Genomic DNA, 22453 nt, shown 5'->3' on the forward strand with positions numbered 1-22453 from the left:
AAGCTAGTGGGCGTGCGAATCACCGTACTCGGTTGCTCCGGCAGTGTCGTCGGGCCCGATTCGCCAGCCTCCGGGTATCTGTTGACCGCCCCCGACACCCCGCCCTTGGTCATCGATTTCGGCGGTGGAGTGCTCGGCGCGTTGCAGCGCCACGCCGATCCCAATGCGGTTCATGTCTTGCTGTCGCATCTACATGCCGACCATTGCCTCGACCTACCGGGATTGTTCGTGTGGCGCCGCTACCACCCGTCGCCCGCTCCGGTGCGCGGCCTGATGTACGGCCCGCAGAAAACTTGGGCGCGTCTCGGCGCGGCGTCGTCGCCGGAGGGCGCCGAGATCGACGACTTCAGCGACATCTTTGACATCCGCCACTGGGTCGACAGGGAATCCGTTCAGATCGGTTCCCTGGCCGTCGAGCCGCGGCTGGTGTGCCACCCGACCGAGTCCTACGGGCTGCGAATCACCGATCCGTCCGGCGCGACCTTTGTCTACAGCGGTGACACCGGAGCGTGCGATTCGCTTGTCGATTTGGCCCGGGGTGCCGACGTGTTCCTCTGCGAGGCGTCATGGACACACGATCCTTCGCGTCCGCCGAACCTGCATCTGTCGGGCACCGAGGCGGGTCAGGCCGCCGCCCGCGCGGGTGTCGCCGAGCTGTTGCTGACGCACATTCCGCCGTGGACGTCGCGCGAGGACGTGATCAGCGAGGCGAAGGCGGAATTCGACGGACCCGTGCACGCGGTGGTGTGCGGAGAGTCCTTCCCCGTCGCCCGGCATTGATGACGGGGGCACCCGCTAGGGTTGGCGGGTGTCCAGACGAGAAGACGGAAGGCTCGACGACGAGCTGCGTCCGGTGGTCATCACCCGCGGTTTCACCTCTCACCCGGCCGGATCGGTACTCGTGGAGTTCGGCGAGACCCGGGTCATGTGCACGGCAAGCGTCACCGAGGGAGTGCCGCGCTGGCGCAAGGGTTCGGGCCTTGGCTGGCTGACCGCGGAGTACGCGATGTTGCCTGCGGCCACCCATGAGCGATCCGACCGGGAGTCGGTCCGCGGCAAGATCGGCGGACGCACCCAGGAGATCAGCCGGCTGATCGGGCGGTCGCTGCGGGCGTGCATCGACCTTGCGGCGTTGGGGGAGAACACCATTGCCCTCGACTGCGATGTGCTGCAGGCCGACGGTGGAACCCGCACGGCGGCGATCACGGGTGCCTATGTGGCGCTGGCCGACGCGGTGACGTGGTTGGCGGCGGGCGGGAAGCTCGCGGACCCGCGTCCGCTGTCGTGTGCCATCGCTGCGGTGAGCGTCGGCGTGGTGGACGGACGAATACGCACCGACCTGCCGTACACGGAGGACTCGCGGGCCGAGGTCGACATGAACGTGGTCGCCACCGACACGGGCACGCTGGTGGAAATCCAGGGCACGGGCGAGGGGGCGACGTTCCCGCGCTCGACGCTGGACAAGCTTCTCGACGCCGCGCTGGCGGCATGCGAGCAGTTGTTCGTCATTCAGCGGGAGGCGCTGGAACAGCCGTATCCGGGGCAACTTCCCGAGTCCGATGGCCCTGCCAAGAAGGCGTTCGGAAGCTGACCCGGCCGTTTGTGGTCAGCGGCTCTCTTCGAGTGCACAATTGCGGGTAGGCCACCGGGTCCGACGACAGACTCCGATTCGGTAGCCGGATATTCGGGCGCGACTACTGGGCGAGGCGTCTACCCCCGACGGCTCGCAACGAACAACTGTGACATCTGACTGGACTTCGCAGAACGAGGCCGACGCTATCACTGCGTTTGTCGCCGACATGGCAGAACACCGTGCCGTCGTCGAGCAGGCCAAGGGCGTCTTGATGGTTGTCTACGATATCGACGCAGATGCCGCGTTGGATCTGCTCAAGTGGCGCTCGCAAGCAACAGACACCGAGCTGCAAGCGCTGGCAGGACGATTGATGAAGGACTTCCGGTTGCTGCATTGGAGCGACAAACGCTCGTCGCGTCTCATGTTCGACCGGATGCTTCTCACTGCTCACGAGCGTCTCAGCGAACCGTAGGAGTCCGTCTTTGCTCCGATAGCCTGGCCGAATGACCGAGCTGCTGGTAGCCAGCCGCAACCTCAAGAAACTGGCCGAGCTGCGGCGGGTGCTCGATGCCGCGGGGATCTCAGGTCTTGAGTTGCTGTCGTTGGACGATGTAGCGGCGTTCGATGAGGCGCCCGAGACAGGGGCGACGTTCGAGGAGAACGCGCTCGCCAAGGCCCGGGATGCGTTCATGGCGACCGGCCTGGCGAGCGTGGCCGACGACTCCGGCCTCGAGGTCGACGCGCTCAATCGCATGCCGGGTGTGTTGTCGGCGCGTTGGGCGGGAGTGCACGGGGAGGATGCGGCCAACACCGCGCTACTGCTGGCGCAGCTCCGTGATGTGCCCGACGGGCGGCGCGGAGGTGCGTTCGTTTCGTCGTGCGCGCTCGTGTACGGCGATGGGGACGTCCAAAAGGATGTTGTGGTGCGTGGCTTATGGCGGGGCGTCATCGCGCGAGAACCGCGGGGCGACGGCGGCTTTGGCTACGACCCGGTGTTCATTCCGGAGGGGTCGTCGCGCACGGCGGCCGAACTGACGCCGGAGGAAAAGGACGCGGCATCGCATCGGGGGCGGGCGTTGGCGTTGCTGGTGCCCGCGTTACGCGAGCTGCTTTGACGTTCTTGTCTGCCGTGGCCCGGTCACGCGATGCAGGGCCCACGCGAACGGGATGGTCACAGCGAGCGTCGTCATGTACAGCCCCAACAGCGAGCCGGTGAACAGCGGCCAGCGCAACACCAGATTCATTGTCACCGCCATCACGACGACGTGCAGCAGAAAGATCTCGTAGGAGATCGCGCCGAGCCACACCATCGGGCTGCTGCTCAATATCCGCGCGTACCGGTCCGACGCGCCGAGGACGAGGGCTCCCACAGTCAGCGTCGCGATGGCGGCATACAGCACGGCCTTGGTTGCCGGCGCCCAGAAGGGGGCGGGTCCGACGATCGGCCCGCCGAGAGGTGTCGCGACGATCAGAAACAGGGCGCCCGCCAGTGGCAGCGCCACATACGCGCGCCATTGCGCGCCGACGGCGCCAAGCACCGCCAGCGCCATTCCGCCTGCGAAACATGCAAGGTGTGCGGGCAGCCACATACCCGCCGCATTCGGGAGAGCGTCGGTGACGGCGGCGATCACGAGCCACGCAGGGGTGAGGACGCCGAGAACCGCCAACGCCGTAAGCACGCGGGCGGGCCGCCACCGCCCGCGTCGTCGCTGAAGCACGACATAGGCGATCGCGGGTAATGCGGCGTAGAACGACACCTCGACGGCGAGGCTCCACATCTGGGACAGCCCCGGATGCAGGTATGTCGTCAGATAGTCGTCTGTGTAGATCTGCGTCAGCGTGAGGTAGCGAAGTAGCCCGTGCCACGTCTGCGCTGGGTTCGGGCCTGGGGTGAACACCACGTACAGCTCGAAGGTTGCCATTGCGACCATCAGGTAGCCGGGCGCGATCCTGCGTAGCCGGTGTCTGGCGTAGCGGACCAGCCCTGGCGTCGAGCCATCGGTGGCCGCGGCCACCACCCACGGGCGGAACAAGAGGAAGCCGGATAGCACGAAGAACAGCGCGACACCGATTTCGAGGCGCGCGTAGACCGCGCCGACATAGCCGTGGGTGAGCGTGCCGGTGGCGAACGCCGCGTGGGTTCCGACGACGAGCAGGGCGGCGACAGCCCGCATGCCGGTCAGGGCGGGGCTGCGAGGGATGTCTGCGACGACGCGCTGGGGCGGCGTCGCGCCGTCGGGGCTACGTGGGAGCGCCGTCCCGAAGCGCACGTCAGGGCCGGCCAACACCGCGTCGAGTGTAGCGGCGATGTCGATAGCCCAGCTGAAGAAGAGGCTGTGGTCAGGCGGCCGGGTCGTCGACGAGGTATCCGTCGATGAAGTCGTGCAATGCAGGCGCCAGGCCGCCGACGCCTGAAACGTTGAGCTTGGCGAGCAGGATGATGCCCTGATACTGCGCGAGAAGTGCGTGAGCGAGCCGGTCCGGATCGGTGCCTTTGCGCAGGATGCCTGCGTCGGCCGCTTCCCGGCACGTCGCCGCCAGGTGATGTTCCATGGTGCCCAGCTTTGTGGCGATATGAGTGCGAAGGTCGTCGTCGGTGGTCGACAGCTCGGCGGCGAAGTTGCCGAACGGGCAGCCGACCGCGCGCCCGAACTGCGCCTCGAGCGTCGACTGTATGGCGCCGATGGCGTCGGGGATCGCATGCAATTTCTGTGCGGGCGTCATCGCGGGCGAGCCCGCCAGACGGGTTGCGAACACCTCGGCATGCAGATCGATCACGGCCTTACCGAGCTCGGATTTCGAGGCGAAGTAGTGGTAGAAGCTGCCCTTACGGACGTCGGCGGCCTGGCAGAGTTCGTCCACGCCGACCGCCTGATAGCTGCGTTCGAGGAACAGCCTGGCGCCCGTCGTGACAATCCGCTTGCGGGCGTCAGACGTGCGCGGCATGGGTCGATCCTAGGAGATAGTTGACCGGTCGGTCAACGGCCGCTACTTTGCCGGTATGACTGCTGAGGTTTTCCGCACGCCCGACGAGCGCTTCGAGGATCTGCCGGGCTACGAGTTCGCCCCGAATTACGTCGCGGTAGACGGCCTGCGACTGCATTACCTCGATGAAGGGCCGAAGACCGGTCGGCCGATCGTGTGTTTCCACGGGGAACCGAGCTGGTCATACCTCTACCGCAAGATGATCGGGCCGTTCGTCGACGCCGGGCACCGGGTGATCGTTCCCGACTACGCGGGCTTCGGGCGGTCCGACAAACCCACCGACGGCGGTTGGTACACGTTCGATCGGCACAGCGAGTTGATGACGCGCGTCCTCGGCGGCCTTGACCTGCGCGAAGCGATCGTGGTCGTTCAAGACTGGGGCGGCGCGATTGGTCTGCGATGGGCGACGGAGAATGCCGATCGTGTTGCGGCGCTGTCCATTTCGAATACAGGACTGTTCACGGGGCGCGTCTCGAAGGGGTTCATGGCATGGCGAGACTTCGCCGAGCGCAATCCCGATCTTCCAGTCGGCTTCGTGATCCAGAGCGCCACCGCGACAGACCTTCCGGAGGACATCATCGCCGCCTACGACGCGCCGTTTCCGAATGTCGAATCGAAGGCCGGCGCCGCACAGTTCCCCTTGCTCGTCCCGACGTCGGAGGACGCTCCGGGTGCAGACGTGATGCGTGGGATCGCCGACGAACTATCGCGGTGGCAGAAGCCGGCTCTGGTCGCGTTCTCTGATCAGGACCAGATCTTTCCGTACCCGAAAGCGGGTCAGGTGTTCTGCGATTTGGTCCCGACCGCGGGAGAGCAGGTCCGGATCGAAGGCGCGTCGCACTTCCTGCAGGAAGACCGCGGCGAACAGTTGGCCGCGGAAGTCCTCAAGCATCTGGGCTAGATGTCGAACTTCGCCTTGATGTCCTTGGTTTGGAAGTGCTCGACGATGATGCCGACGAGCGGGATCGTGCCTGCCAGCAGCACGCCGATGGTCTTGGCGATCGGCCAGCGCACCTTTACCGCGAGGTTGGCGGTGAACAGCAGGTAGACGAAGTAGACCCAGCCGTGTACGACCGCGATCCAGTTCAGCCCCTCAACGTTGTAGACGTATTTGGCGACCATCTCGTAGCACAGCAGGATCAGCCACAGGCCCGTTGTCCATGCCATCACGCGATAGCCGACCAGCGCCTTGCGGATGGACTCGACGGGGATAGTGGGTGCGGGGGTATCGGTCACGGTTCTTTGTCTTTCTCGGCCAGGTCGGCAAGGTAGGCGTTGTACTCCCGGATTGCGGGATCGTCGTCGGATTGTGTTGCGGGCTTCGGTCGTTCGGGTAGCAGGCCGGCCGGGATCTCGGTGACGGCGTCGTGACTCCTCGGTTCTGGCGGTGCGTCCTCGTAGCGGACGAACTTGTAGTAACCGTAGACGCAGAACCCGGCGAACAGCGGCCATTGCAGGGCGTAGCCGAGGTTCTGGAAGCTGCCCGACGCCGATTCGAAGCGGGTCCACTGCCACCAGGCCAGGGCCAGGCAGCCTGCCGCGGCGACGGCAACCAGCGCGATGAGCGCCGGTCTCCTACGCCGTGTAGTGGACACCGTTCAACGGTACCGCGCGGGTCTTCGGCCCGATGAATATGTCGAGGCGGGCGGTCGCGGCTTTGCGGTAGATGGAGACGATCTTCTTACTCGACCGCGTCCATGGGATGTCGAGAGCGTCGAGGGCGGCGGTGAACAGGCCGATGATGTCCTCGGACATGTTCGAGAAGTGATAACGAACGCTCATCACACCGCGATCGTTGGCTATCACCCGGCACCCGTCGCTGTGAATCAGGCCCATGACGAACTCTTCGGTTTCTTTGTCGACGAGCGCCTGCTGCCATGGTTCGAGGGCGATACGCCTGTGGTGCTTCTTACCGGGGCCATGCTGAGGAAAGAGGCATGGCCAGTGCTTGGAAAGGAGATATACGTCGACGCACCCCACTCTGTTAACGACCCCGGCGCGTTGAGTGGGCATCAACATGTCGATTGCCTGTCGGCAACGGTGGATGATTGCCGGGTACTTCTTATCGAGCGTGATTCGCAAGTGCCATACTCGGCCAGCGCGTGAGATGCATCCGTCGCCGAGGTATAGCCCAAGCAAGTAGCAGTAGGGCTTTGGCGAAATCTCAGCGAATCTGTGCTCGATTCCGCACGCTGATGTACCCGCGACATGTCGTCGTGCGACGGCCGGCTTTGCCCGCATGTCTCTCACAGTTCGGCGCGGAATGCCGGTGCGTCGCGCTATTGCGCAGTCGTTGAGCCCCGCTGCAACGAGCCGTTGCACCCGTTCGAACTCCTCGGCCGACCGCATGACTTCCAAGCTAGGTATCGCGGCCGACAAGTCCTTGGCTTGTCGAGCGGTACCATCATTGCGCTCAAGCGCGAGTGTCGGAACTGGCAGACGAGATGGATTTAGGTTCCATTGCCCTAGGGCGTGGGGGTTCGAGTCCCCCCTCGCGCACCTGTTGTTTACGGCGTCATCAATCGATGACGCGTTTGAAAAGTGAGCCGTTCGGCAAGATCCATTACATGAAAAAGATCGTTCGACGCATCGCGTCCGTCGCCGCGGCCGGAGTCGCTCCGCTGGCGTTCGTAACCGTGATCTCTCCCGCCGTCAGCCACGCGGACTGTAGCTTCGGCACCGAGTACTGGGATCCGGTCGCCAACGAGTGCCGCCCTACCGGTCTGGTCATGCCGATGAATTGCTCACCCGACGGCTGGTGGGATCCGGCGATCAACGACTGCCGCCCGCTGGCGCCACCGCCTCCGCAGTGACCCGCGTCTAGTCGACCTTTATCTCGCCCATCTCGCCCCACCCGGTCGCGTGGATCTCGTGACTGATGATCTGCGGCGTCGACGCGAGCAGTGCGGGCGCGCCCGCGACGAACTTCTTGAAGTGCTCGCTGGTGACGTGCTCCTTGCCCGCGTCGCCATCGCGGAACCCCTCCACCAGAACGTATTCCGACGGGTCGTCCAGGCTGCGTGACCACTCGAAGAACAAGTTTCCCGGCTCGTTGCGGGTGGCCGTGGTGAACTCGGAAACCTCGTCGGTGAAGCTCTCGGCATACTCTGGCTTCGGCTTCCACTTGACGACGATGAAGATCATCTGAGTACTCCTTAAGGCGTGAGAATCGCTCGACCCCGGACATTACCGTTGTCGAGATCGTCTATGGCGGACTGGAAGTCGTCCAGTGCGTACTTCTGGGTGTGCAGGTTCACCGCACCCCGCGCGGCAAGCGCCATCAGATCGCACAGGTCGTTGTAGGACCCGACCAGGTTGCCGATGAAGTTGATCTCGGTGGAGATGATGTCGATCGTCGGCACGTTGATGTTCTCCCCGTAGCCGACGACGTGGTAGTCACCGGCCCGTCGCAGCATCGCCACGCCCTCGGCCGTCGCGCCGCCTTCGCCGACGAAGTCGACGACGACCTCGGCGCCGTTCCCGCCTGTCAGCGACAGCACCTGGTCCACCTGCGTGCCGTCGGCCACCACGCCCTGGTCGGCGCCGATCGCCTCGGCGAGCTTGAGTGCGTCCGGATTTCGGTCGACGACGATCAACTCGGCGGGGGAGAGCGCCTTGAGCACCTGGATTCCGATATGGCCGAGGCCGCCCGCGCCGATGATCACGCACTTGTCGCGCGGGGTCAGCCGTCGGGCCGCCTTGGCCGCGGCGTGATACGCCGTCAGCCCCGCATCCGCCAGGGCGGCGACGTCGGAGGGCTCCAGTGCATCGTCGATCTTCACCACGCTGCGCGCAGAGGTCTTCAGGTAGTCCGCGTAGCCGCCGTTGGTGTCGATGCCCGGGAACGCGTTGGCCTCGCAGTGCACGTCGTCGCCCGAGCGGCACGCGCGGCACAGCCCGCAGGTGATCAGCGGGTGCACGATGACCTTGTCGCCCTCTGAGACGTTGGTGACCGCCGATCCGATCGCCTCGACCCAGCCGGCGTTCTCGTGGCCGATCGTGTAGGGCAGCTGGACCTGTGACTTCTCGGCCCATTGGCCTTCGAGGATGTGCAGGTCGGTGCGGCACACCCCGGCGCCGCCGATCTTGACGACCACGTCGAAGGGCCCGGTCGGAGTCGGCTTGTCGACCTCGGTCATCTCAAGATTCCGGTGGTAACCGACCACCTGGACGGCTCGCATGGTGCTCATTGCCGTGCTCCTACTCTCGTCATCAGCGTGGTCAGCGGAATGAAGGTCTCCTCGTCGCGGTCCCCGTAGCGCGTCCGCAACAGACCGCGGCAGAAGTGTGCGTTGCCGTCGATGGAGATCCGGGTCGAACGGGCCCGTCGCAGCGCCAGCGGCACATCGTCCGGTGCGTAGCCGCTACCCAGGTGATCCACCATCACCAAAGCGTCTGGCTCCGTGGACAGTCCGAGTGCACGCCTGCGCCGAAGCAGCGCATCTGTCGTTGCGTCGTCGGGAAGCTGGCCCAGCCGGACGTCGCCCAGCGACGATTCCTGGCGCTGCGGGTCTGCGCGAAGCAGCCCGGTCAGGCAGCGCTCCACCGCCGCCGTGTGGGCCTTGCGCCGAAAAGTCTCGCGTAGCTCGTTGAGGCTCTCCTCCGCCTCATGCCCGAATGTTCCGCGATACCCGGCGTCCGCGGCCAGGCCTGCGTTGATGATCTCCGAGTCGTGGTGGTCGTCCAGTACGACGACGACCCGTCGGGTCCAATCGAGCGCGCCCAGGACATCTTTCGCGTCCGAGGCCATCAAGTAGGCGAAGTTCGGCGAGCAGAACGACGTCGGCAGCCGCAGGTGCACCTTGACGTTTCCGCTCGGCGACACCATCAGCGAGCGGACGAACCCGAGCGCGGTTATCGGCTCGTCCAACTCGGGATCGACCACCGCGCCCAGTGCGGTGTAAGCCATTTCGTCGCGATCCACGTCATGCCCCCACGAGGTTGTCGGCGCCGCGCGGACCGACGGCCGGCTCCCCGGCCGAGGGCAACTGCAGCTCGGCGGGCACCGGGATGTCGTACATCTTGGCGGCGTTGAGCCCGAGGATCTTCTTCTTCTGCTCGGTGGTGATCGGCGCGTACTCGCCGAGGTCCTCGGGAATCTGGAAGTCGACGAATGCCTCCACGAGCCAACGCGGTGTCCAGATCGCGTAGTCCGATGCGAACTGGATGCGGTCCTCGCCGATCCAGTACAGCAACTCGCCGACGATCTGCGCGAAATACTTGGGCCGCGTGTGAATGAACGGCATCGCCACCGCCAGACCGGCGTGCACATTCGGCTCCTGCGTGGCGATCCAGCAGAAATCCTCCAGCCGGGGCAGTCCGCAGTGCTCGACGATGAAGTTCAGGTCGGTGAAGTCGGAGGCGACGTGGTCCACGTCGGCGACGTCGAATGCGTCGCGGTCCAGCGGCCGGATTGTCGGGCCCTTGTGCACGTGGATGTTGCGGATACCGAGTTCCCGGCACAGCTCGAAATAGCGGTAGGCCCATGGGTCGTCGAGCCGCCAACCCCGCGAATCACCGTGCCACTCCGCGGTATAGAGCTTGACGCCCTTCAGGCCGAACCGTTCCGCGTCGACCCGCAGCTGGTCCATGCCCGCTTCGCCGTTGCGTGGATCCCAGTTGTGGTTGTAGGTCAGCTTGTCCCGGTGCTTGGCGGCGAGGTCGGACGCTTCGTCGGTCTGGCCGAATCCTTTGTAGTAGAACTCGTTGAGCGCAGCGGGCTGAAAGATCGCGTGGTCCACATAGCCGTCGGTGAACAGGTCTTTCATCAAGCGGTCACCGCCCTGATAGAGATATTCGTCGTAGCCCCACACCTCGGACTCCGGCGACAGGTTGCGGTGATAGTCGTAGAAGCAGTCGATGAACTGCTTGCCGTGAATGTTGCGTTGATTGTCCGGCCGGGCATCCCACAGGGCTACGTGGGCGTCGACGATGAAGTAGCTGGTGTCGTCCTTGCGGTACATGAGCGGCGTTCTCCTTCGGGCTGGGCTGGCAGTGCGCAGCGTGTGATCGCTGTCACAACCTGCGGGCGACTCTAGAAGTGTTTTCGCACTCTGCCGATGGCCCGGCTGTCTCAATCTGAGACGTCGTGGCGCTGCTACGGCACGCGACGGGTGCCATCCTGCTTGTAACGTGGATCACAGTGAGGTGCCGGTGCCCGACGACTTCGTAGACCGAGTGCGGATGCACGACCTGGCCCACCGCGAAGATGGCGGCGTGCCCCGTCGGCTGCTGGCGTCGTGGCAGCGCAGCGAGGGCTACGGCGTCCCACTCGAAGAGGTCGAACCCGTATTCACCGGCACCGACGACCTCGGCTCGCTTTTCTTCCAATGCGGTAACGAGGTGCTCGCCGACCTGCACAGCACGCTGGTCGGGGAGCCGGTCAGCCTGATGCTCACCGACGCCGAGGGTGTCGTGTTGTCACGGCTGTCGGGTGATCGCGGCCTGCTCCAAGCCCTCGATGACGTCCACCTCGCGCCGGGTTTCGCCTACGCCGAGCGTGACGTCGGCACCAACGGCCTCGGCCTGGCGCTGGCCGACCGGGTGCCGACGCTGGTGCGCGCCGACCAGCACTACGCGCTGAGCCTGTGCACGTTCACCTGCGCCGCGGTGCCGGTGTTCGATCCGGCATCGGGCCGGCTGGAGGGCAGCGTCAACCTCACCACCTGGTCGCGGTCGTCCAGCGATCTGCTTCTCGCGCTGGCGCGGTCCGCAGCAAGCAACACCACCGCGCTGATGGTCGCCCGCTCGTCTGGACGAAGCCCGCGCCCGGCGACGCGTGGTCAGGTATTCCGGGTGGAGGTGCCGCGGCTCGAACCGGGATCGGGAACCATGCACGATCTTTCGGAAGCCTGGAACGCCGCGGTCGCTCGCGCCGAGCGGGCGATGGCGGCCGGCTCCATCGTCGCCGCCGTCGGTGAAGCGGGCTCGGGTCGAGCCACCCTGCTGGCGCAGGCCGCGCGCCACACCTATCCGCGGGACCGCATCCTGTCGGCCAGTGCGCCCGCGCCGACCGATGTGCAGACGTGGCTGGGACTGTGGGGACCCGAGCTCGGCAAGGACCATACCGCGGTCATCGTCCGCGAGGTCGACATGTTGCCGGGCTGGGTGGCCGAACGGCTGCGTGATCTGATCCGGCTCGGCACCGCTTCGGGTTCGGTTCCGTTCGCGGTGACGGCCGAGCGGTTCGAAGACATTCCGGCCGCGCTGGCCGGCCTGGTCGATGCGGTCGTGCCGGTGCCGTCGCTTCGGGACCGGCCCGACGACGTGCTACCGCTGGCGAATCACATCGCTACTCGCGCCCGCGGGCGCGAGATCGGCTTCAGCAGCACCGCGGCGCGAGCGCTGAGGTGCTACGACTGGCCGGGAAACGTCGACGAGCTGTCGCGGGTGGTGGCGGCGGCGGCCGGTCGGGCAGACGTGATCGACATCGGCCTGCTGCCGCCGGAAGTGTTGGCGGGCAACACCCGTCACCTGTCCCGCATCGAGGCGTTCGAAAGGGGCGAGATTGTTCGGGTCCTCAACGCGGACGGGTTGACGATGGCCGAGGTCGCCCGTGAGCTGGGGATGAGCCGCGCGACGTTGTACCGCAAGATCGCTGCGTACAACGTTCGAATTCCGCGCGAACGCCGCTGACGATCGGCTGTCAAGCGACCTGCTGGGCCTCGCGGTCCTCTGCCTGCTTGCCGAAGCAGACCAAGCTGCCGACGAACGCGAGCACTGCGGTCACCCCTGCAACCGCGGCGATGACGGCATCGGATGCGCCCCAGCTGGCAACGCTCACCGCGACGGCGATCACCGACGCGATGTTCAAGAAGAGCCCTGTCGTCGCGATGGCCTCGGACGCGGGTCTGTCAGAAGCGAGTCGCTCATCCACGAAGGTCCCCCCTAGTGACTGGCCGAGCATGACGATCAGGTGTTGCCCCGTTTCGGCGGAAACGAAACTAACAGCCCACCTGTCGGCATGCGATCAGTTCACGTGGTTTGGACCGGAAATCCGTTCTGTTCTGCGAGTTCACGCAGCTGCTTGAGCGCGTGTCGGCGGCCGCGGCCCGCCTCGGGTATCAGGATGCCTGCCCACACGCCCTCCGCTCCCGGCGTCATGCAGGCCTCTTGCGCGCATCGCCAGCGCGCTGGGCACTCGCGGCATAACGCCTTGGCGCCGTCATCGGCCCTGGTCGTCCACCGATCGGGATCGCGTGTGCACGCGAAGGTCGACGGTTCGTCTATCAGACTGAGATACACGGACTTGAACCTCCCCACATCCTGCGCACCGACCAATACGTTTGTATCGTAGACACGATACAAACGTATTGTCTACTCTAACGGTGTGACCACCGATTCCGACCAACGATGACCCTGCTGCCGGAAGCCGACCGCGTCGGCGCAGACGAGCTCACGACCGTCGAGCGAATCCGCAATGCGGCATTGCAAATGGTTGCCACCCAAGGCATCTCGGGTACTTCGCTACGCGCGGTCGCCGCGGCCGCAGGGGTGTCCCTTGGTCTGGTGCAGCACCATTTCGCCACGAAGGCCGGCCTGATCAAGGCTGTGGACGACTACGCTCTCGCGGTTGTGATCAGCCAGATCACGCAGCCGGTTCCGGAAACCACATCGGATTCGGTCGCCGCGATCGGTGACCGGGTGACCCGGATGATCTCCGAGATTCCCGACGTCACGGACTATGTCGGCCGGGCATTGATCGACGGCCGGCCTGTCGGATACATGATCTTCGACGCCCTGCTGGATTCCGGCACGGCCCGGTGGAATCAACGAGGTGACCGCGGCGAGACCCGCCCGGATATTGATCTGACGTGGGCCGCCATCAACTCGCTTGTGCTGGCTCTCGGCACCTTCATTCTGCGCGGCCACATCGAGCGCAACCTACCCGAGCCGTTGACCAGCCCCGCGCAGCTTCAACGATGGCAGGCCTCGGTCACGATGCTGCTGCGTGAAGGGCTGTTCCGCCGCCTCGATTAGTTTCAAACCCTTTCCGCGGCGACTCTTTTGCGGTAGGTGCTCGGTGTCTCGCCGCAGAACTCGGTGAAGGCGCGGGAGAACGAGCTGAGGTTCTCGAACCCCACTGCCGTAGACGTTTCCTGCACCGTCTGGCCGGGCGAGGCGAGCAGCGCCATCGCCCGCAGCATGCGGGCGTGCAGAAGGTAGGTCCGCCACGAGAGGCCGAGCTCGTCGTGGAAGAGTCGGCGCAGAGTGCGCTCCGAGACCGCGACCGCGCGGCTCACCCGGTCGGCGCTCACCGATTGCAGGTGCTCCTTCGTGAAGGCCATCGCCGCGTCGACGATCGGATGCTCGGAGGTCGGAAGGCTCAGCGGCGCCTCATGATCGAGGGCCTCGACGACCAAGTCGGCAAGGGTGCGGAAGAACGCGTCGGAGACCCTCTCGTCGTGGGCGGAGCCCACGCCTCGGTCGATCGGCCACCGCAGCGCATAGATCATCATCTCCCGGATCAGCGGTGACACCGCCAGGATTCGCGTCCGGTCGCCGCCGGTGGGAATCATCTTCGCATCGAACATCACCGCGACCGTCCGCACGCCCGGCGCCATCGTCGCCTGGTGATCGAGCCCGGCCGGAATCCACGCCGCCTGCTGAGGCGGCAGCAGATAGTGTGCGGCGGCGGTCTCGACTTCGACGACTCCGCCGATCGCGTACTCGATCTGGTGTACCTCGTGGCTGTGCCAGCCGGTGATCAAACCCTCGCCCTCGTAGAGGTAGCTCCCGCCCAGTGCCCGGCCTCCGCGGCGAAGTTCGATGACCCGCCGGGTGGGGTGGCGGGAAACGCCGCGTCGATCCTTGGCCGGTTCGGTTAAACCTCTGTCCGATAGCGCAGAGACGGTCACACCCGTAGACGGTACTACTTGGGTATGCAGACCGACGACCTGATCCTGGTGAGCATCGACGACCATGTGGTAGAGCCGCCGGACATGTTCCTCAACCATGTGCCCGCCAAGTACAAGGCCGAGGCGCCGATCGTCGTGACCGACGACAACGGCGTCGACCAGTGGATGTATCAGGGCAGACCGCAGGGCGTCAGCGGGCTGAACGCCGTGGTGTCGTGGCCGGCGGAGGAGTGGGGCCGCGACCCGGCGGGCTTCGCCGAGATGCGCCCCGGCGTGTACGACGTGCACGAGCGCGTCAGGGACATGAACCGCAACGGGATCCTCGCCTCGATGTGCTTCCCGACGTTCACCGGCTTCTCCGCCAGGCACCTCAACATGCACCGCGAGGAGGTGACGCTGGTGATGGTGTCGGCCTACAACGACTGGCACATCGACGAGTGGGCGGGCAGTTACCCGGATCGTTTCATCCCGATCGCTGTGTTGCCGACGTGGAACCCGGAGGCGATGTGCGCCGAGATCCGCCGCGTCGCCGCCAAGGGTTGCCGTGCCGTCACCATGCCGGAACTACCTCACCTGGAAGGGCTTCCGAGTTACCACGACGACGAGTACTGGGGTCGGGTGTTCCGGACACTCTCCGAGGAGAACGTGGTGATGTGCCTGCACATCGGCACGGGATTCGGGGCGATCAGCATGGCACCGAACGCCCCGATCGACAACCTGATCATCCTGGCGACGCAGGTGTCGGCGATGTGCGCGCAGGATCTGTTGTGGGGGCCGGCGATGCGCAGCTATCCGGACTTGAAGTTCGCGTTCTCCGAGGGCGGCATCGGCTGGATCCCGTTCTACCTCGACCGCAGCGATCGGCACTACACGAACCAAAAGTGGTTACGCCGCGACTTCGGCGACAAGCTGCCAAGCGACGTGTTCCGCGAGCACTCGCTGGCGTGTTATGTCACCGACAAGACATCGCTGAAGCTGCGCCACGAGATCGGCATCGACATCATCGCCTGGGAGTGCGACTACCCGCACTCCGACTGCTTCTGGCCAGACGCGCCCGAGCAGGTGCTTGCCGAGCTCAACGCCGCGGGCGCTGACGATTCCGACATCAACAAGATCACCTGGCAGAACTCGTGCCGGTTCTTCGGCTGGGATCCGTTCGCGCGTACGCCCCGCGAGCAGGCGAACGTCGCGGCATTGCGCGCCAAGGCCACCGATGTCGATGTGTCGATAAGGCCGCGCAAGGAGTGGGCGCGGCTGTACGAGCAGAAGCAGCTCGCCAAGGCGTGAAATCGCTAGGCCAGCTCGATCGAATCACCCTGCACCACGATGTCTTTGGCGTCCAACGGGCGGTTGGCAGGCCCGTTGGCGACGGAGCCGTCCAGGTTGAAGCTGCTGCCGTGGCAGGGGCAATTGATGGATGCGCCCACCACCTCCGCGACCGTGCATCCGGCATGTGTGCAGATGGCCGAGAAGCCGTTGAATCTGCCCTTTGTCGGTTGCGTGATGACCAGGTCGTCGACGATCACACCTGAGCCGACGGGAATGTCGGCCGTGCTGGCGATCGCCTTTACCGTCACCGCCGCATCGTTGGGCGTCGCAGCGGTGCCCGGGGTTGCCGCGGGTGCCGCCGGTGGCTTTCCGTAGGTGGCACAACCCGCGATCGTGGTGGCGGCCAACGAGATCCCCGTGTTGACCAGGGCCTGGCGGCGGGAGATGAACATATCGAGTACCTGCTTTCTACAATGTGACGCCGGTGGTTTCGAAGAACCACAGGGCCGAGGTCAGCCAGACATACACGAGCACGAAGAACAGCAGGCCACCGACGATCGGAATAACCCATGGCCGAAGGCCTTTCCGGGTGAGCAGCATCATCTTGGTGACGAACACGCCATAGAAGAAGCACCCGAACAGGGAGTGGAAGAACACCCTGGAATCACCCGATTGGAAGCCGAGCGCGTAAAGGCAGTGCACGGCGACGGGCACACTGGCCAGCACGGCCAGCCGTCCGGACCACACGTGCGCGGTGGTGATCCAGGACGGCGCCCGACCGCCGGGGATCAACCGGTACATCGCGAACGCGGACACCAACTGGAACACCGCAAGGGACACGGCCAATGTCGCTAGCCACGTTTTCACCGCGGTTCCGCTGGAGAACCCGGCAACGCTGACCGAAAAGAACTGTGGCTCATGGATTTTGCCGAACGCGCCGAGCCCGACGGCGACGGCGGCGCCGATCAGAACGGCCACCAGGGTCGCGACGGCACCTGCGGGAGTAGTGGCGGGCGCTGGCCGGGTCCGTGCACCGTAGACGTCGGTGTCGGCCGGCTGATCAGAACGCACTGGTCTCACCCGGCACAGCGGTGAAGTCCCAGCTCTTTTCACCGATCCGCAGGTTGCCCACGACGGTGTTGCCCTGGTGGCGGCCGTCGAGGTGGCTGAGCTTGTCGGCGCTGTCGAGCTTGAGCAGTCCGTTGGCGGCACTGCCCGAGAACCATGTCTCGATGCCCGCGTTATCGCAGGCGTACGCCCTCGCCTCGTCCCCGGTCACCCTGATCTCCAGAGCGAGGTTGCCGCTCTTGGTCGGGATGTCGGCGACGAAGTCCTCCCGGCCGCCGAAGGGCACGGCCGCGGGTGTACTCGGCGCAGGGGCTGGGGTGGGTGCCGGCTCGGCCGCTGGCACCGCTGCAGGCACGGACGTGACGGTCGCTGCTGCGGGCTGCGGCGCAGGCTCGGACTGCTTGCTGACGTTCACCAGCCATAGTCCGGTGCCGAGGACGGCGACCGCGCCGAGGGTTGCAATGGGGCCTTTGATCTTCACGGTGATTCTCCTGGCTGTTAACACGGGCCGTTGTGGCTCGGGTGTCAGGAGCATGCGTCGGCGCAAGGCGGCGGTGCATGAAGAAAGTGTGGAGATCGCGTGGAGATTGCGGCGACCTGCGATTTCGGCGTGGTTGGTTGCGTTGACGAGCGCAACTGAACACGTCGAATCGCTCAGGCGTCGACGACGACGGTGAGTTCGTTGCCGTCCCGCTCGACCCGCATACCCGCCCGCCTCGCGATAGCGGCCACCTTGCCCGCGTCGTCGGGTTCGGCCCTGCTGCTGACCAGCGCCCGCGCGAGCCTGCCCTTGTGCGCCTTGTTGAAGTGAGTGACCACGGTGCGGCGGCCGTCGGCGTGCTCGGAGACCACATCGGCGCGAACCGCGGCCGGTGACCGGCCGAGCCCCGCGTAGGAGCCCGACCGCAGGTCGACGACCAGTTCCTCGGCCGCGATCTCGGCGAGGACCGGTTCAAGGGCGGGCCGCCAGCGCGATGCCAGCGTCGGCTGCCCGGGGAGTTTCGACGACGCGGACAGCCGGTAGGCGGGTATCGGATCGTCTGCGCGCAGGAGCCCGAACAACGCCGAGCCGACCGCGAGGCGGGCGCGCGCCCGGGAAAGCGCTGTGCCACTGAGCGACTGGATATCGAGGGCGTCGTACAGAACGCCGGTGTACCGGTTGATCGCGGGCAGGGTAGCCGCGGAGGACAGCGCGCGGTTGCGATCGATCTCGTGGTCCTGGGATGCGGAGATGCCGAGCGCACGCCTGCACGCCGGGGGATCGGCCGCCAGCGTCATCAGCTCGTCCACGAGCGCGGCGCGCACCGGCCGAAGTGCAGGGAAGCTCAACGAGTCCAGCCGCAGCGGTGGACCGTCACCTCCGGCCCGTTTGGTCTCCGACGGCGGCAGCAGCACGATCACGAGCGAAAAGGTTATCGCTAACTGCCCGGGTCGTATCTTTACAAAGATGCGGATCATCGACGTGCTGGGCGACGACTTGATCATGTTTGCCGGCGACTACCCGCATTGGGACGGCGAATGGCCGGAGAGCACAACGCATTTGCGGACCCGGCTCGACATCAGCGAGGAGACCCGCGCGAAGATCGGCGGGCTGAACGCCCGGCGCTTCTACGCACCGACCTGACGCCCGCAGCCCGGTGCGGGAGGTGCCAGACACCGACGAAATGGTGGACATGGACCGGCTGATCAGGGGCGACTAGCGCCGCTCTTCGCCAGTCTTGCTATTTTTGCTATTTTAGAAGCCGGGCCGCCGATGAGGGGTGAGCAAGTTGGTGAAATTGGACTGGGCACCGCTACCGGTGCCATGGGCGGTTCAGTCCGTGGACAGGATCCCCAAGCAGCGGTACTACGACCCGGAGTTCTACGCGCTGGAGGCCGAGCTCTTCTGGCCCCGCGTCTGGCAGATGGCGTGCCGGCTCGAGGAGATCCCCAAACCCGGCGACTTCGTCGAGTACGAGATTCTCGACCAGTCGATCATCGTGGTACGCGTCGACGCGTCGACCGTACGCGCCTACTACAACTCCTGTCGCCACCGCGGCATGAAGCTGGTCGAGGGCAGGGGGTCTCGTCGCAGCTTCGTCTGTCCGTTTCACGGATGGTGCTGGGGTCTCGACGGCAAGAACACCTTCGTCCTGCGGGCCGACGAATTCGATGAAGGCAATCTGGGCGCCGACGATCTCGCGCTCGCGCCGGTGCGGTGTGAGCTCTGGGGCGGCTGCGCGTGGATCAACCTCGACGACGACGCCCCGCCGTTACGCGACTGCATCGAGCCGTTCGCCTCCAGACACGACGAGTTCAAGGTGTCGGCGTTGCGCACCGAATGGTGGAAATCGTGCCTGCTGCCGGTGAATTGGAAGTTGGCGACCGCGGCGTTCATGGAGGGATATCACGTACCGCAGACGCATCCGCAGTTGCTGCCCGCATCGTTTCACCCGGACTCCTCGACGGTAAACCCGCTCATCCAGGCCAGCCTGTACTTCATGAGGACGCTCGGCTCCGGCATGGGCGGGATGACACACGAGAACGACATCCGGATCGCCGAGGGGCTGCAGCACATGTCGCTGCCGGACGATCCTGCTCAGGCGATGACAGCCTGGCGTGCCGCCGTCAATGACGCCGTGACGAAGTGGCACAGGGCCCGCGACTGCGACTTCCCCGACCTGAACGACCTGGAGCGCCGCCGCGTGATCGACCCGATCGGATTCGCGTTCCCGCACTATTTCCTTTTGCCGCAGTACAGCAGCGCTTCGTCGTACCGGATCCGCCCGCTCGGGCCGGAGCAGACACTGTTCGAGGTGTGGTCGCTGACCCGCTACCCGAACGACCGCTCGCAGGGTAGGCCGACCGCACCCGAACCGCTGGCACCGGACGACCCGAGCTGGCCGATGATCCCGGCCCAGGACTTCTCCAACCTGCCGAAGCAACAGAAAGGCCTGCATGCCAAGGGATTCGAGTACATGCGGCTGTCGGACAAGATCGAGGGGCTGATCTCGAACTTCGAGCGGGTGATCGACGGCTTCCTCGCCGGCGTGCCCTACGAGCGGCTGGTGCCGGCGATTCAGGCCACCAACACCACCATCGACGTACCCGTGGCCGACCTCGAGTTGACCGAAACAGTCCCCGCGTCATGACGTGGGACAAGTCTGTCGACCTGTTGATCGCGGGCAGCGGCGGTGGGGGAATGGTGGCCGCGCTGGCCGCCGTCGATGCGGGGATCGAGCCGCTGGTCGTCGAAAAGCAGGACCTCATCGGCGGTTCCACCGGAATGTCGGGTGGCATGGTCTGGCTGCCGAACAACCCGCTGATGCGCGCCGAGGGCATATCCGATTCGCTCGAGGACGGGCTGGCCTACTTCGACGACGTCGTCGGTGATATCGGCGCGGCGTCCTCGCCTGCCCGCCGCGAGGCCTTCCTGACCGCGGGCTACCAGATGATCGACTTCCTTTTGCGCAAGGGAGTTCGGCTGGTTCGATGCCCCGGTTGGAGCGACTACTACCCGAACCACAAGGGCGGCAACACGGCGGGCCGCTCCGTTGAGGGGATACCGTACGACTCCGCTGTGCTCGGCGACTGGAGGGACAAGGTCCAGCCGTCGATGGCCAAGAACTACGGTTTCGTCGTCAAGACCAACGAGCTGCGCGCGGTGCAGTACTTCAACCGGTCGCCGCGCGCGTTCGCCGTCGCGATGCGGGTGTTCCTGCGCACCAACCTCGCCAAGGTCCGGCGACGCGACCTGATGACCAACGGCGCGTCGTTCATCGGTCAGATCCTGAAGGTTCTCATCGATGTCAAGGGTGAGCCGCCGGTGTGGACGAACGCCGCGATGGAGGATCTCATCGTCGAGGACGGCCGCGTAGTCGGCGCGCGAGTCAACCACAACGGCTCATCGATGAACATCGAGGCGCGCAGGGGCATTCTGCTCGCGGCGGGCGGCTTTAGCCGCAACGCAGACATGCGCCGCCGCTACAGCGGCGACCAGCCCAACGACGGATCGTGGTCGATCGCCAACGCAGGCGACACCGGGGAAGTCCTGCAGACGGCGATGGACCTCGGCGCAAAGACCGATCTACTCGACGAAGCCTGGTGGCTTCCAATGGTTTTCATCCAGGACCCGGGCGCAGCATCGCTGGGGTCCGGGCGGCAGCGCCCAGGCGCCATTTACGTCGACGGGGCGGGCAAGCGGTTCTGCAACGAGTCGAACTCCTACGTCGAGGTGGGCAAGGCGATGTACGCGGCCAAGGCCGTACCATGCTGGCAGGTCTTCGACGAGGGATACGTCGGCCGGTATGTGTCGGGCGCCAACCCGTTGAAGAAGCGCACGCTGTCGGCGGGACTGATCGAACAGGGTGTGGTCAAACGCGCCGATACCATCGCCGACCTCGCACGCCAGATCGACGTCCCCCCCGCCGCGCTCGAGGAAACAGTCAAGCGATTCAACGAGTTCGCGGCCAAGGGCCTCGACCCCGACTTCGGCCGGGGCCAGTCGGCGTACAACGCCTGTCTCGGCGATCCCGGATACAAGCCCAACGCCGCGCTCGGCCCGCTGGATCGCGCGCCGTTCTACGCCACCAGGGTGTTCCCCGCCGACGTCGGCACGTGCGGGGGTCTGATCACCAATGAGCACGCCCAGGTGCTCAACGAACGCGACGAGGTGATCGACGGTCTGTATGCGACCGGAAACATCACTGCGACGGTAATGGGGCGCAACTATCTGGGTGCAGGCGGCAGTATCGCCAACACGATGATCTTCGGATACGTCGCGGCGCTACACGCCGCCGGCCGCTAACTTTCCCCTCGCGAGCAGTCGCAAAAGTACCCTTGTGACGGGCTCTACGGGTACCTTTACGTCTGCTCGCCGGGGGGAGTCTCCCCGTCGGCGACGAAATCCCTTGGCTTCAAGCCTGACTGGATGAGCTCGGCCCGTCGCGCCTGCACGTCGGACGCCGCGCCGACCATGTTCGTCATGACGTGGCTCATCTGTAGATGAACCCGCATGCCCATCAGTTCCCACGCCCGTTTCACATTGCTTTTCACCGCCATCAACGTGGTCAGCGGGATCTGGGCGATCTTGCGGGCCATCTCCTCGACGGTGTCCTCCAGCGCGTCCCGCTGCACGACCTTGTTCAGCAGACCCCACTCGAGCGCCTCCTGCGCGGAAAGCGTCGGCGCCAGAAGAAGCCAGTCCATCGTGCGATGCCAGTTCATCATCAGCCACGGCTCGATCATGGTGTGGCCACCGGGCTCGCCCAGGCTTTGCGCGAGCGGCATCTGGAAATACGCATCCTCGGACGCGACGGAAAAATCCGTCAGCAGCCCCAGGTAGATTCCGCCGCCCATGCAGTAGCCGTGAATCTGGGAGATCGTCGGCTTCGGGAACTCCCACAGGTACAGCGTCGGCCAAAGGAACAGATCGGCGGTGCCCTTGTACAGGTCCTCGAACGTGTCCCCGAAATCCGGGTAGGGGTTCTCGTCGGGTCCCCACCTCGCCACGTGGCCGCCGCAGAAGCCCTTGCCGTTCGCCTTCAGGATTACGACCTTGATCTCTTTGTCGCGGTCGGCCTCATGCAGGCAGGCGTCGACCTCCTGCACCAGGCTGGCGTCCTTGGTGTTGGCCTTGTCGGGCCGGTTCAGGATGATCCGGGCGATCGGTGGTTCACGCTCGTAGATCACCGATTCGAGTTCGCGCCGCTCCCGTGTCATG

28 protein-coding genes, 1 tRNA gene and 1 pseudogene are annotated in these 22453 nt (G+C 65.5%); 13 read left to right on the plus strand and 17 right to left on the minus strand.

What is annotated here, in order from left to right; all coding sequences use genetic code 11:
- Positions 1-6 precede the first annotated feature (6 nt).
- The 4 genes from D6M19_RS28140 to rdgB all read left to right on the plus strand — a co-directional run bounded on the left by D6M19_RS28140 (position 7) and on the right by rdgB (position 2688).
- The gene (locus D6M19_RS28140; RefSeq protein WP_123028577.1) at positions 7-780 is read left to right on the plus strand and encodes a cyclic nucleotide-degrading phosphodiesterase; all 774 of its coding nucleotides are present in this window, start codon (positions 7-9) and stop codon (positions 778-780) included.
- Positions 781-808: 28 nt separating this feature from the next.
- On the plus strand, positions 809-1591 hold the full coding sequence (gene rph, locus D6M19_RS28145; RefSeq protein WP_123028578.1) for a ribonuclease PH: 783 nt from the start codon (positions 809-811) through the stop codon (positions 1589-1591).
- A 148-nt stretch (positions 1592-1739) separates the two neighbouring features.
- Positions 1740-2045, plus strand: a complete 306-nt coding sequence (locus tag D6M19_RS28150) for an ANTAR domain-containing protein (protein ID WP_123028579.1) — start codon at positions 1740-1742, stop codon at positions 2043-2045.
- Between the two features lie 31 nt (positions 2046-2076).
- Complete coding sequence (rdgB, locus tag D6M19_RS28155) at positions 2077-2688, plus strand: RdgB/HAM1 family non-canonical purine NTP pyrophosphatase (RefSeq protein WP_123028580.1); 612 nt, start codon at positions 2077-2079, stop codon at positions 2686-2688.
- Here the strand turns inward: rdgB and D6M19_RS28160 are convergent.
- Both D6M19_RS28160 and D6M19_RS28165 read right to left on the minus strand, forming a co-directional pair.
- Complete coding sequence (locus D6M19_RS28160) at positions 2671-3861, minus strand: acyltransferase family protein (RefSeq protein ID WP_234835087.1); 1191 nt, start codon at positions 3859-3861, stop codon at positions 2671-2673. The two genes, rdgB and D6M19_RS28160, sit on opposite strands and share 18 nt — an antisense overlap.
- Positions 3862-3913: 52 nt before the next feature.
- On the minus strand, positions 3914-4519 hold the full coding sequence (locus D6M19_RS28165) for a TetR/AcrR family transcriptional regulator (RefSeq protein WP_123028581.1): 606 nt from the start codon (positions 4517-4519) through the stop codon (positions 3914-3916).
- Between the two features lie 55 nt (positions 4520-4574).
- On the opposite strand from D6M19_RS28165, the gene D6M19_RS28170 reads away from it, so the two are divergent.
- Positions 4575-5459: a haloalkane dehalogenase gene (locus D6M19_RS28170; protein ID WP_123028582.1), complete on the plus strand. Its 885-nt coding sequence runs from the start codon at positions 4575-4577 to the stop codon at positions 5457-5459.
- Here D6M19_RS28170 and D6M19_RS28175 read toward each other — a convergent pair.
- The 3 genes from D6M19_RS28175 to D6M19_RS35405 all read right to left on the minus strand — a co-directional run bounded on the left by D6M19_RS28175 (position 5456) and on the right by D6M19_RS35405 (position 6394).
- Positions 5456-5725, minus strand: a complete 270-nt coding sequence (locus D6M19_RS28175; protein WP_123028625.1) for a DUF3817 domain-containing protein — start codon at positions 5723-5725, stop codon at positions 5456-5458. The genes D6M19_RS28170 and D6M19_RS28175 overlap by 4 nt on opposite strands.
- Positions 5726-5790: 65 nt before the next feature.
- Positions 5791-6153: a hypothetical protein gene (locus D6M19_RS28180; RefSeq protein ID WP_123028583.1), complete on the minus strand. Its 363-nt coding sequence runs from the start codon at positions 6151-6153 to the stop codon at positions 5791-5793.
- Positions 6134-6394, minus strand: a complete 261-nt coding sequence (locus D6M19_RS35405; protein ID WP_234835088.1) for a hypothetical protein — start codon at positions 6392-6394, stop codon at positions 6134-6136. Before D6M19_RS35405 ends, D6M19_RS28180 begins: the two co-directional genes overlap by 20 nt.
- Before the next feature lie 581 nt (positions 6395-6975).
- Here D6M19_RS35405 and D6M19_RS28190 point away from each other — a divergent pair.
- Both D6M19_RS28190 and D6M19_RS28195 read left to right on the plus strand, forming a co-directional pair.
- Positions 6976-7057 (plus strand) — tRNA-Leu (locus D6M19_RS28190).
- A 68-nt stretch (positions 7058-7125) separates the two neighbouring features.
- Positions 7126-7371 carry a hypothetical protein gene (locus D6M19_RS28195; protein WP_164478731.1) on the plus strand — a complete coding sequence of 82 codons (246 nt, stop codon included), beginning with the start codon at positions 7126-7128 and terminating at the stop codon, positions 7369-7371.
- Between the two features lie 7 nt (positions 7372-7378).
- On the opposite strand, the gene D6M19_RS28200 is transcribed toward D6M19_RS28195, so the two are convergent.
- The 4 genes from D6M19_RS28200 to D6M19_RS28215 are packed head-to-tail and all read right to left on the minus strand — an operon-like array spanning position 7379 to position 10521.
- Positions 7379-7702 carry a putative quinol monooxygenase gene (locus D6M19_RS28200; RefSeq protein ID WP_123028586.1) on the minus strand — a complete coding sequence of 108 codons (324 nt, stop codon included), beginning with the start codon at positions 7700-7702 and terminating at the stop codon, positions 7379-7381.
- Positions 7703-7713: 11 nt separating this feature from the next.
- Positions 7714-8739, minus strand: a complete 1026-nt coding sequence (locus tag D6M19_RS28205; RefSeq protein WP_123028626.1) for an NAD(P)-dependent alcohol dehydrogenase — start codon at positions 8737-8739, stop codon at positions 7714-7716.
- A 5-nt stretch (positions 8740-8744) separates the two neighbouring features.
- Positions 8745-9467, minus strand: coding sequence for an iron-sulfur cluster assembly protein (locus D6M19_RS28210; protein WP_123028627.1), 723 nt, complete (start codon positions 9465-9467; stop codon positions 8745-8747).
- Between the two features lie 16 nt (positions 9468-9483).
- On the minus strand, positions 9484-10521 hold the full coding sequence (locus D6M19_RS28215) for an amidohydrolase family protein (RefSeq protein WP_123028587.1): 1038 nt from the start codon (positions 10519-10521) through the stop codon (positions 9484-9486).
- A gap of 169 nt (positions 10522-10690) precedes the next feature.
- Here D6M19_RS28215 and D6M19_RS28220 point away from each other — a divergent pair, with 169 nt between their 5' ends.
- Positions 10691-12193: an AAA-type ATPase lid domain-containing protein gene (locus tag D6M19_RS28220; RefSeq protein WP_234835089.1), complete on the plus strand. Its 1503-nt coding sequence runs from the start codon at positions 10691-10693 to the stop codon at positions 12191-12193.
- Positions 12194-12203: 10 nt separating this feature from the next.
- Here D6M19_RS28220 and D6M19_RS28225 read toward each other — a convergent pair whose 3' ends face one another.
- Together D6M19_RS28225 and D6M19_RS28230 are read right to left on the minus strand one after the other, a co-directional pair.
- Positions 12204-12434: a hypothetical protein gene (locus tag D6M19_RS28225; protein ID WP_123028588.1), complete on the minus strand. Its 231-nt coding sequence runs from the start codon at positions 12432-12434 to the stop codon at positions 12204-12206.
- Positions 12435-12532: 98 nt separating this feature from the next.
- The gene (locus D6M19_RS28230) at positions 12533-12802 is read right to left on the minus strand and encodes a WhiB family transcriptional regulator (protein WP_123028629.1); all 270 of its coding nucleotides are present in this window, start codon (positions 12800-12802) and stop codon (positions 12533-12535) included.
- A 108-nt stretch (positions 12803-12910) separates the two neighbouring features.
- Here D6M19_RS28230 and D6M19_RS28235 point away from each other — a divergent pair, with 108 nt between their 5' ends.
- Complete coding sequence (locus D6M19_RS28235; protein WP_123028589.1) at positions 12911-13537, plus strand: TetR/AcrR family transcriptional regulator; 627 nt, start codon at positions 12911-12913, stop codon at positions 13535-13537.
- A gap of 2 nt (positions 13538-13539) precedes the next feature.
- Here D6M19_RS28235 and D6M19_RS28240 read toward each other — a convergent pair whose 3' ends face one another.
- Positions 13540-14415 (minus strand): AraC family transcriptional regulator, encoded by an 876-nt coding sequence (locus tag D6M19_RS28240; RefSeq protein ID WP_123028590.1) that lies wholly within the window; start codon positions 14413-14415, stop codon positions 13540-13542.
- Between the two features lie 24 nt (positions 14416-14439).
- Here D6M19_RS28240 and D6M19_RS28245 point away from each other — a divergent pair, with 24 nt between their 5' ends.
- A complete protein-coding gene (locus tag D6M19_RS28245; RefSeq protein ID WP_123028591.1) occupies positions 14440-15702 on the plus strand; it encodes an amidohydrolase family protein in 1263 nt (420 codons plus the stop codon).
- A 5-nt stretch (positions 15703-15707) separates the two neighbouring features.
- Here D6M19_RS28245 and D6M19_RS28250 read toward each other — a convergent pair whose 3' ends face one another.
- From D6M19_RS28250 to yaaA, 4 genes are all read right to left on the minus strand, one after another.
- Entirely contained in the window at positions 15708-16136 is a 429-nt protein-coding gene (locus D6M19_RS28250; RefSeq protein WP_123028592.1) for a Rieske (2Fe-2S) protein, read from the minus strand.
- A 16-nt stretch (positions 16137-16152) separates the two neighbouring features.
- On the minus strand, positions 16153-16755 hold the full coding sequence (locus tag D6M19_RS28255) for a DUF6529 family protein (RefSeq protein WP_123028593.1): 603 nt from the start codon (positions 16753-16755) through the stop codon (positions 16153-16155).
- Positions 16745-17233 (minus strand): hypothetical protein, encoded by a 489-nt coding sequence (locus D6M19_RS28260; protein WP_234835090.1) that lies wholly within the window; start codon positions 17231-17233, stop codon positions 16745-16747. The genes D6M19_RS28255 and D6M19_RS28260 overlap by 11 nt, the downstream gene beginning before the upstream one ends.
- Positions 17234-17406: 173 nt before the next feature.
- The gene (gene yaaA / locus D6M19_RS28265; RefSeq protein ID WP_123028595.1) at positions 17407-18153 is read right to left on the minus strand and encodes a peroxide stress protein YaaA; all 747 of its coding nucleotides are present in this window, start codon (positions 18151-18153) and stop codon (positions 17407-17409) included.
- Between the two features lie 52 nt (positions 18154-18205).
- On the opposite strand from yaaA, the pseudogene D6M19_RS28270 reads away from it, so the two are divergent.
- The 3 genes and pseudogenes from D6M19_RS28270 to D6M19_RS28280 all read left to right on the plus strand — a co-directional run.
- Positions 18206-18376 (plus strand): annotated as a pseudogene (locus D6M19_RS28270) (amidohydrolase family protein); the annotation flags it as partial.
- A 145-nt stretch (positions 18377-18521) separates the two neighbouring features.
- Positions 18522-19883: an aromatic ring-hydroxylating oxygenase subunit alpha gene (locus tag D6M19_RS28275; RefSeq protein ID WP_123028630.1), complete on the plus strand. Its 1362-nt coding sequence runs from the start codon at positions 18522-18524 to the stop codon at positions 19881-19883.
- Positions 19880-21538, plus strand: coding sequence for an FAD-binding protein (locus D6M19_RS28280; RefSeq protein ID WP_123028596.1), 1659 nt, complete (start codon positions 19880-19882; stop codon positions 21536-21538). The genes D6M19_RS28275 and D6M19_RS28280 overlap by 4 nt, the downstream gene beginning before the upstream one ends.
- Positions 21539-21594: 56 nt before the next feature.
- Here the strand turns inward: D6M19_RS28280 and D6M19_RS28285 are convergent, their stop codons facing one another.
- Positions 21595-22452 carry an enoyl-CoA hydratase-related protein gene (locus D6M19_RS28285; RefSeq protein ID WP_123028597.1) on the minus strand — a complete coding sequence of 286 codons (858 nt, stop codon included), beginning with the start codon at positions 22450-22452 and terminating at the stop codon, positions 21595-21597.
- Between the last annotated feature and the right edge of the window lies 1 nt (position 22453).

Origin of the sequence: Mycolicibacterium stellerae (assembly GCF_003719305.1) — a bacterium.
Lineage (GTDB): Bacteria > Actinomycetota > Actinomycetes > Mycobacteriales > Mycobacteriaceae > Mycobacterium > Mycobacterium stellerae.

Excerpts from the sequence above, each read along its gene's own strand:
- rdgB (WP_123028580.1), top strand. The coding sequence starts at position 2,077 with ATGACCGAGCTGCTGGTAGCCAGCCGCAACCTCAAGAAACTGGCCGAG.
- D6M19_RS28165 (WP_123028581.1), bottom strand. The coding sequence starts at position 4,519 with ATGCCGCGCACGTCTGACGCCCGCAAGCGGATTGTCACGACGGGCGCC.
- D6M19_RS28170 (WP_123028582.1), top strand. The coding sequence starts at position 4,575 with ATGACTGCTGAGGTTTTCCGCACGCCCGACGAGCGCTTCGAGGATCTG.
- D6M19_RS28175 (WP_123028625.1), bottom strand. The coding sequence starts at position 5,725 with ATGGCATGGACAACGGGCCTGTGGCTGATCCTGCTGTGCTACGAGATG.
- D6M19_RS35405 (WP_234835088.1), bottom strand. The coding sequence starts at position 6,394 with ATGGGCCTGATTCACAGCGACGGGTGCCGGGTGATAGCCAACGATCGC.
- D6M19_RS28195 (WP_164478731.1), top strand. The coding sequence starts at position 7,126 with ATGAAAAAGATCGTTCGACGCATCGCGTCCGTCGCCGCGGCCGGAGTC.
- D6M19_RS28200 (WP_123028586.1), bottom strand. The coding sequence starts at position 7,702 with ATGATCTTCATCGTCGTCAAGTGGAAGCCGAAGCCAGAGTATGCCGAG.
- D6M19_RS28205 (WP_123028626.1), bottom strand. The coding sequence starts at position 8,739 with ATGCGAGCCGTCCAGGTGGTCGGTTACCACCGGAATCTTGAGATGACC.
- D6M19_RS28210 (WP_123028627.1), bottom strand. The coding sequence starts at position 9,467 with ATGGCTTACACCGCACTGGGCGCGGTGGTCGATCCCGAGTTGGACGAG.
- D6M19_RS28215 (WP_123028587.1), bottom strand. The coding sequence starts at position 10,521 with ATGTACCGCAAGGACGACACCAGCTACTTCATCGTCGACGCCCACGTA.
- D6M19_RS28235 (WP_123028589.1), top strand. The coding sequence starts at position 12,911 with ATGACCCTGCTGCCGGAAGCCGACCGCGTCGGCGCAGACGAGCTCACG.
- D6M19_RS28245 (WP_123028591.1), top strand. The coding sequence starts at position 14,440 with ATGCAGACCGACGACCTGATCCTGGTGAGCATCGACGACCATGTGGTA.
- D6M19_RS28250 (WP_123028592.1), bottom strand. The coding sequence starts at position 16,136 with ATGTTCATCTCCCGCCGCCAGGCCCTGGTCAACACGGGGATCTCGTTG.
- D6M19_RS28280 (WP_123028596.1), top strand. The coding sequence starts at position 19,880 with ATGACGTGGGACAAGTCTGTCGACCTGTTGATCGCGGGCAGCGGCGGT.
- D6M19_RS28285 (WP_123028597.1), bottom strand. The coding sequence starts at position 22,452 with ATGACACGGGAGCGGCGCGAACTCGAATCGGTGATCTACGAGCGTGAA.